Annotated in this window: 5 protein-coding genes and 1 pseudogene; 4 read left to right on the top strand and 2 right to left on the bottom strand. The window is 41.3% G+C overall.

Annotated elements, in window-relative coordinates; all coding sequences use genetic code 11:
* Positions 1-377 precede the first annotated feature (377 nt).
* Positions 378-1,605: pseudogene (locus BM202_RS36195) on the top strand (IS3 family transposase).
* Between the two features lie 574 nt (positions 1,606-2,179).
* Here BM202_RS36195 and BM202_RS36200 read toward each other — a convergent pair.
* Positions 2,180-2,575: a hypothetical protein gene (locus BM202_RS36200; RefSeq protein ID WP_093835437.1), complete on the bottom strand. Its 396-nt coding sequence runs from the start codon at positions 2,573-2,575 to the stop codon at positions 2,180-2,182.
* A gap of 861 nt (positions 2,576-3,436) precedes the next feature.
* Here BM202_RS36200 and BM202_RS36210 point away from each other — a divergent pair.
* The 3 genes from BM202_RS36210 (at position 3,437) to BM202_RS36220 (ending at position 5,688) form a co-directional block, all read left to right on the top strand.
* Positions 3,437-3,937, top strand: a complete 501-nt coding sequence (locus BM202_RS36210; protein WP_093835441.1) for a hypothetical protein — start codon at positions 3,437-3,439, stop codon at positions 3,935-3,937.
* A 217-nt stretch (positions 3,938-4,154) separates the two neighbouring features.
* Complete coding sequence (locus BM202_RS36215; RefSeq protein ID WP_093835443.1) at positions 4,155-4,697, top strand: hypothetical protein; 543 nt, start codon at positions 4,155-4,157, stop codon at positions 4,695-4,697.
* A 451-nt stretch (positions 4,698-5,148) separates the two neighbouring features.
* On the top strand, positions 5,149-5,688 hold the full coding sequence (locus BM202_RS36220; RefSeq protein ID WP_143100895.1) for a hypothetical protein: 540 nt from the start codon (positions 5,149-5,151) through the stop codon (positions 5,686-5,688).
* Positions 5,689-6,031: 343 nt separating this feature from the next.
* Here BM202_RS36220 and BM202_RS36225 read toward each other — a convergent pair whose 3' ends face one another.
* Positions 6,032-6,502, bottom strand: a complete 471-nt coding sequence (locus BM202_RS36225; RefSeq protein WP_093835447.1) for a hypothetical protein — start codon at positions 6,500-6,502, stop codon at positions 6,032-6,034.
* Positions 6,503-6,704 lie beyond the last annotated feature (202 nt).

Genomic DNA, 6,704 nt, shown 5'->3' on the forward strand with positions numbered 1-6,704 from the left:
TCCAGTAGCATACGACTCGTTATATAACTAAGAATATGTTAAGGGAATTAAGTCAGAAATAGGTGTAAATCTATTTTTTGACTCACCTTCAAAATTTACAATTATACGAGTTCAATATCCATTCTTCGTAACAAGTCGTCTTGTATAGTGTAAATGTGCTTTACTATTCCATCGAACATCAGTTCACCTTGCAAGTCCTTTACTATTTGGTGAACCGTCACTTCTAATGTTCCGTCTTGTCTTTGGTTAAGTCCGATTGGTTCAACAGTGGGGTTTATCTCCGCCCATTGTCTTGTCCAATACTTCCGTATTTCATCATGTTGGAGATGCTACATTTGACTGGACATTAAGTTAAGGACGATCTAACTTAGTGGACCATGAAAACAAGGAGACAGTACGACGACGAATTCAAAAAGATGGCCGTGGAGCTATCTCAGGCAAAAGGTTCTCTAAAAGCAACCGCTGAAGAGTTAGGAATAACCCCACAAATTCTAACTCGGTGGCGCAGAGAACGAGTAGCTGCTCCAGGTACCCCAGCCCTTAGCCGGGCCCAGGTGAGCCAAGAGCAACAAGAAATAGTACGACTGAAAAAGGAACTCAAACAGGCTGAATTAGAACGCGATATACTAAAAAAGGCAGTCGGCATCTTCTCCAGGGGCGACCGCGCGGCGGACCGTGGGAAATATTCGGATTTATAAAGGCTCACCAAGTCGAGTTTCCCGTTGAGACCGGTCCGCCGGTGCGGATGTGTAAAGTACTGCACGTGAGCCGTAGTGGGTATTATTATTGGCTAGCCCAACGGCCCACTAAAAGAGCCAGGGAAAATCAGGCTATCACTGAAATAATTAGTAGCTTATTCACTGCTAGTAATGGCCGGTATGGGAGCCCAAAAATCACGAGAGATCTTAAGGCTCAAGGTATAAACGTATCTCGGCCTCGGGTGGCCAGACTGATGAAGCAGGCTAATCTGAAAAGTATCACTCAGAAGAAGTATGTGGTCACCACTACCGATTCAAAGCACGCTTATCCGGTCGCAGAAAACCATTTGAACCGCCAATTCAATCCCGTAAAACCGGGCCTGGCCTGGGTTTCGGATCTGACTTATATTCGTACCGGTGAAGGCTGGCTCTACCTGACTATGATTATGGATTTGTATGATCGAAAAGTGATTGGTTGGGCATTGAGTAAGTCGATGAAGGCCACTGAAACAACTATTCCAGCTTGGCAGATGGCTATCAAAAACCGGCCTATCGAGCGGGTATTAATCTTTCATCGCTCCGGCGACCCGGTCTGATCGAGGAGTACAGTATGCCTGTCATGGATTTACCAAGTTGTTGAAAAAACACTCACTAGTTGTACAAAGTATGAGTGGGAAGGGCAACTGTTGGGACAATGCAGTGGCAGAAAGCTTTTTCAAAAGCCTCAAGTCGGAGTTGGTGTATCAGCAGGATTTCCAAACTCAAGCCACGGCTAAACAGGCTGTCTTTGAGTACATAGAGATTTGCGGGGCCGCCCGTGCGGTACAATCGCCAGCGGAGGCATTCGGCGTTAGGCTACCTTTCCCCTTTCGACTATTATAACAGGCAATATCAAAATGTGGCTTAGAGATTTGTCCAGTGTTTTGTTGCAAGTCCACCAGGCGCATGATCCAACCAGTAGACAGTACCACTAGGGGCATGACTACATACGAGATTTTTCCTATTAGACGGTGAAGTTCCAGTTTCTTGCCACGAATCAAGAAGGGTTGTATGATCAGAATACTCATCCACGCTAATATTGTAACCGCGTGAATATGGAGTGCAAGTGTGATACCATCAAAGTGAGGAAAGAGCCCGAAATAGGTTTTATAAAACCCGACAAAGACCATGAGCATCACAGCAATAAAGAGATAGCTGCTGGTTCTGTACAGTTTTTCCATTACGTGAATTGGTAAATAATGCAGTTAATTGATTCTCTTAAAGATAAGCCTGCACCTAATCTAGTATTATTATTTTCTATTCATCGGTAATCTCCATTCTGTTGTATAAGTGGCGTGGCTGTTGCAAAAGTCGGTGCCCTTGCGAAATGGCTCGTTGAACAGGCAGATTTTTACCACTTTTTGTCTGGAAATGGCTTACTGTTTGTGCCTATTTGATCTGACTCAGACTTTTGCAACAGACGGATTGTACAACTACGACATTTACCGAATTGGTATCTGATATAACTTTTCAGTATTTGGTAAATTATTAATTATCCCATCTTTGGTTTGTGTACTTACGTCTACAAACTGAATGACAAATCGATCGCCTGTCTGCGCTCGTTCAGAAAGATCAATAGATGATGACTGACTATCCTTCCAGTTAATTGAAGCGACTATTCTGTTTGCTCGGATTATACTGATAACTGCTTTGTCAATAATTACGGTAGAATTTAGTTCAGGATAATCTTGACGACTACGATCTGTCAATTGACCTTTTACAGTTAGTTTCTTAGTTGACGGGGGAATAGTACTTTTATAATCAGCTAATGGTTTTCCGTCTATAATAATCACGGGATTATAGTCAGGTCTAGCCCTTTTTGTTGAAGACTGCGCCATCGAATGGTTAATAGATAGGGCATTTAGACTATACGCGAGTAGCAGAGAAATAAAGACTGAAGGGCGCATTTGCGGGTATATTTAAAGTGAATATGTTTAGATAACGCGCAATAGAATGTATTCTTTCATCTGTTAACTAAATATTTAGTTAACGGTCAAGGAATTGATTTATAGATCTTTATCTTTTGTTGTATAAGTGGCGTGGCTGTTGCAAAAGTCGGTGCCCTTGCGAAATGGCACTGCTTATAAACTAATTTCAGCCATTCAATAGCCGAAAACTAATTGGTAAGTCAGCTATTTGGCCTATTCGTGACTTTTGCAACAGCCACTGGCATTATGTAAACTAATCAGTTTAACAGTTCATATTTGATGCTTCTACAGCGTATTGAAAAATCAGAGCTAGGATTCTCTTTCAACACCCCATCATCATAGATAAATGGAAAAAAATCTATTATTATTTGACCTTGCTCATTCTTTAACAGAGCAGAATTTATGACTGTACTCGAAGTTCGTTCATTCTCAATAAACCTAAACTTTGAGATTTCCATAAATGAGAGTTTCACTGTTTCCCATTCGTAATCTTTTTGTTTGTTCATACAGTGTATGATCACGTCTAGAGATCGGCCGTTATCAATTGAATTCGCATAATGAATAGTAAGTATTAACGCATCAGAGAAACGCTCGTATGTGTCAACAAGCTCTGCTAGCATAGTTTTTCCTGTTGTATATTAAACTCAGCGGGGCTGGTGACGGCCCCGCTGAGTTTAATATACAACCAAAAATGGATTATAGTTACAAGCATTTCACTTTTCTATCGTCTACTAGACTAGATTCTTCAACCGTCAAATGAGAGCTAAGCCAATGAAATACATTTGCCTGTTTCTTGTCCTGTTGGTAGCCCTATTCTCAGATGGGCTAACTGCCTGTACGACCGATATCGAAAGCAGCTGCCTACCCATAGTCGATACGCAGCCTACTTGCAGTAATCCCACAATCATTCCCCTCAAAGCGCTGCAAATGGAGACAGATACGGTCTTTCGGCTTCAACAAATCGATGAAAACCAGCAAGACGTTCGTTTGGTGATTTGCTCCCAAGCCGATTACGAACACTACGTAGTAGTCAATAAAGGGGTGTTGCCTCCGATTGATTTCAGCCAAACCATTCTCTTGGCGGGAAGACATATTGCCCCCAATATTGATTTTGTGCAAAACCAAACGATAACCCGTTGCGAATCAGGGCTTGCTTATCAAGTATTTCTCGCGCATGGCGTTAGTACAAGTGTCACCAATGTGCATTATTTCGCCTTTGTTCCTCGCTCGGCGGCTTACACCTCGGTTGCTTTCGATGTTAGGTATAAATAGCTAAACGCTTTATTGTGTTAGGTATCTCATCTTAGGTATACATAAAGCAAATTATACAACTGAAATGCTCCAGATTTGAAGAGATATCCTCAGGGAGCTAGCGTCTCGTAACATCGGATATCCAGAGCAAGTAAAACCACATAAATACTATTCTTTTTACATGGTTAAATCAACCTTTTGTGTTGATCATGGATCATGATTTTCAAATCTATTGTGTATGCTGAAATATATTGGTTTACTAACTATACTAAGCGTAATGATGGCCTGTCATGAGCCAGATACGCCAGTGGTGCAGGCGTCTACATCTACGCTTAGACAACTCGTAGAAACGCACTATAGCCCTAAGGACAGTATCACCATTACATCTACATTCAATGAACACGGTCAATTAGCCCAGCAAAATTTTTCTCAGCAACCTAGTCAGCGATCCTACTCTCTATACTGCTTATACAATCCAACCGATTTAACGGCCCTGAAAGACATTAATAGCCAGTACCGTTACTTTCAGTCCAATAGTAACCAGCAGCTTATTGCCACTAAAAAATACTTTACTCAATATGGTAATTATTGGGCTGTCTATGAGGCCGATACATTACTCTATGCCCAAAACAGGTTGGCCAGTCAGGTGCACAACGATTTTTACTTTACGAGTGATCATCAAGGGTATGCCTTTAAATATCCTTTATGGGTGACTCGTCGCCAATACAAGTATGATAATCTTGACCGAGTCATTTCGGAGATTGTACTGGAGGATATTTGATTCAGACCCAAGCTAAGGAGACCTATTTAACTACTGATTATGTGCTCTCTGCCCCGTACGATGACTACACTACCCTTCGCTATCCAATCGCAGTAAGGCTTCGGTTTGATTCCTATACGGTCAACAAATGTGGGGGCGCTCCTCGGATCAAAGTAATCTCTATTCGAGCACAGTAAGTATTGACTTATTTTAAGCAAGCCGAATTACGGAGAAACAACTTTTCTGAGTTTAGTCGAATAACATAAAAGTAGTGGCTGTTGCAAAAGTCACGAATAACTAAGTCAACCGGTTTATCAGATAAATTTTCGGCTACTGAATGGCTGAAAACAGGTTCTGAGCAATGTCATTTCATTCTTCTGCCGAGTTTTGCAACCGCAACGGCGGACCGTAGCCACATAGATTATACAACAGGAAATTAGTCAACACGTTATGCCAACAAGTAATGCTCGCTATGAAAACGATTCTGTATTTACTCGGGGTATTTCTTAGTGTTATAAGCTTAATATATGCTTGTCGAATTCGCATTACACCCCTGCCCCCACCTGTCGATCCACCTAAAGTTGAACAAGCATGCGAAGCACCACCTATTCTGACCAATATTCTCGGTTCTTGGAAATGGGGAGCCAAGAGCACATCAAACGCTGATCCTTTGCCTAGATCAGCTCCATTTACAACAGCTACTTTTTCTCGATTTGGTGTGATTACTTTTGGAGTGGACAAAAAAATTATTGACCCTGATTCACTATTTGAGAATCATTTAGATACGGGGATACCAATCATATACAAAACATATAGCCTTGAAACAGATACAGTTAAAACGAGTCCCTATTACGGACGTGGGGAGATGTTTTGGATACGATTGTATTATAAAAGCAAGACTAGTGGAGTAGTTTCTTCCGGCGGTTATTACTTCAAAGTGATCTGTAATGATCGGAACCGAATCCACTTAAAAGGCCCAGATGGTGCAATTGAACTTGTTTTGGTCAGGTAGTATAGCAACTTTACATGATTCAGATTATACAACAGCAAAAGACCTAGCTACGTGACGAAGAAATTCATTCTATTGGTGATCTACTTAGCCCTCTTTTCCTGTAAGCCGCCTAAGTCGACACCCGACAATCCCTGCTATAGATGTGAGATTTCAGAAACTTTCCGGGGTACGACTAATAAAAGTTATTGGGATAGATGTGGCACAGCAGCGAGCATAAACAGCTTTATTCAAGCCAATACATACCAGCAATCAATTACTCAAGGAAATATTCCTTACATCTTTTCACGAGTAGCTACCTGCGTTTCAAAGTAATTTAGTTTACATATTACCACTTAAATAACACCTATTTGGGTTGGGGAATATCTCTTGAGTCAAAGCCCTCGCTTGTTCGTAACCATATTTCCTTGCCTCCTTTGACCGCAAATTTCCATTCCAAGCCATGAATCAACAGGGGTGCTTCCTGCAAGATCAAACCATTCTGGGCTTGAGCTGGAGCCTTTGAGAACTCATTGGGTAACAGGGGTCGTGCGTATCTGATCAAGTCAGCAAAGGCAGTTGTGTCACGAATAAGAAGTATTTCGTTTAAATCAGACTTAACTCGGCTGCTGAAAAGTAATACGCAGTTGCCCCATTGGCCCCAAGGTAACTGGGCATAGTCTTTAATACTTTCAAAAAAGTAAATTTTTGCCAACTCATATTGGTAAAGGCTATCTTGCTTTTCTACATTTACTATAATGAATTTAGCCTGAGTTGCCTTCGCATATTCATTCAGATTCTTTTCAAGTACTTTATCTGTCAAATAGATTTTCTGCATAGGTGTTAGCTTACTCTGGCTTATACCGGTGGTGCTTAGGGCACAAGTAAAGAGAACAGACAGAATTGTGCGAATAAAGGCTACATGCATACTCTACAGAATTGATCATTTCCGATAAATAGATGGAAAGTATACTACATTCCACAATGGAATACTCCCTTTACATAATCTTAGTGGCTGTTGCAAAAGTCTTATCGGCCAT

The sequence above is a fragment of the Spirosoma endophyticum genome, assembly GCF_900112365.1.
In the GTDB taxonomy this organism is placed as follows: Bacteria; Bacteroidota; Bacteroidia; order Cytophagales; family Spirosomataceae; genus Spirosoma; species Spirosoma endophyticum.

Bases quoted from the DNA above. Each gene is read 5' to 3' on its own strand.
- BM202_RS36200 (WP_093835437.1), bottom strand. From the start codon at position 2,575: ATGGCGCAGTCTTCAACAAAAAGGGCTAGACCTGACTATAATCCCGTG.
- BM202_RS36210 (WP_093835441.1), top strand. From the start codon at position 3,437: ATGAAATACATTTGCCTGTTTCTTGTCCTGTTGGTAGCCCTATTCTCA.
- BM202_RS36215 (WP_093835443.1), top strand. From the start codon at position 4,155: ATGCTGAAATATATTGGTTTACTAACTATACTAAGCGTAATGATGGCC.
- BM202_RS36220 (WP_143100895.1), top strand. From the start codon at position 5,149: ATGAAAACGATTCTGTATTTACTCGGGGTATTTCTTAGTGTTATAAGC.
- BM202_RS36225 (WP_093835447.1), bottom strand. From the start codon at position 6,502: ATGCAGAAAATCTATTTGACAGATAAAGTACTTGAAAAGAATCTGAAT.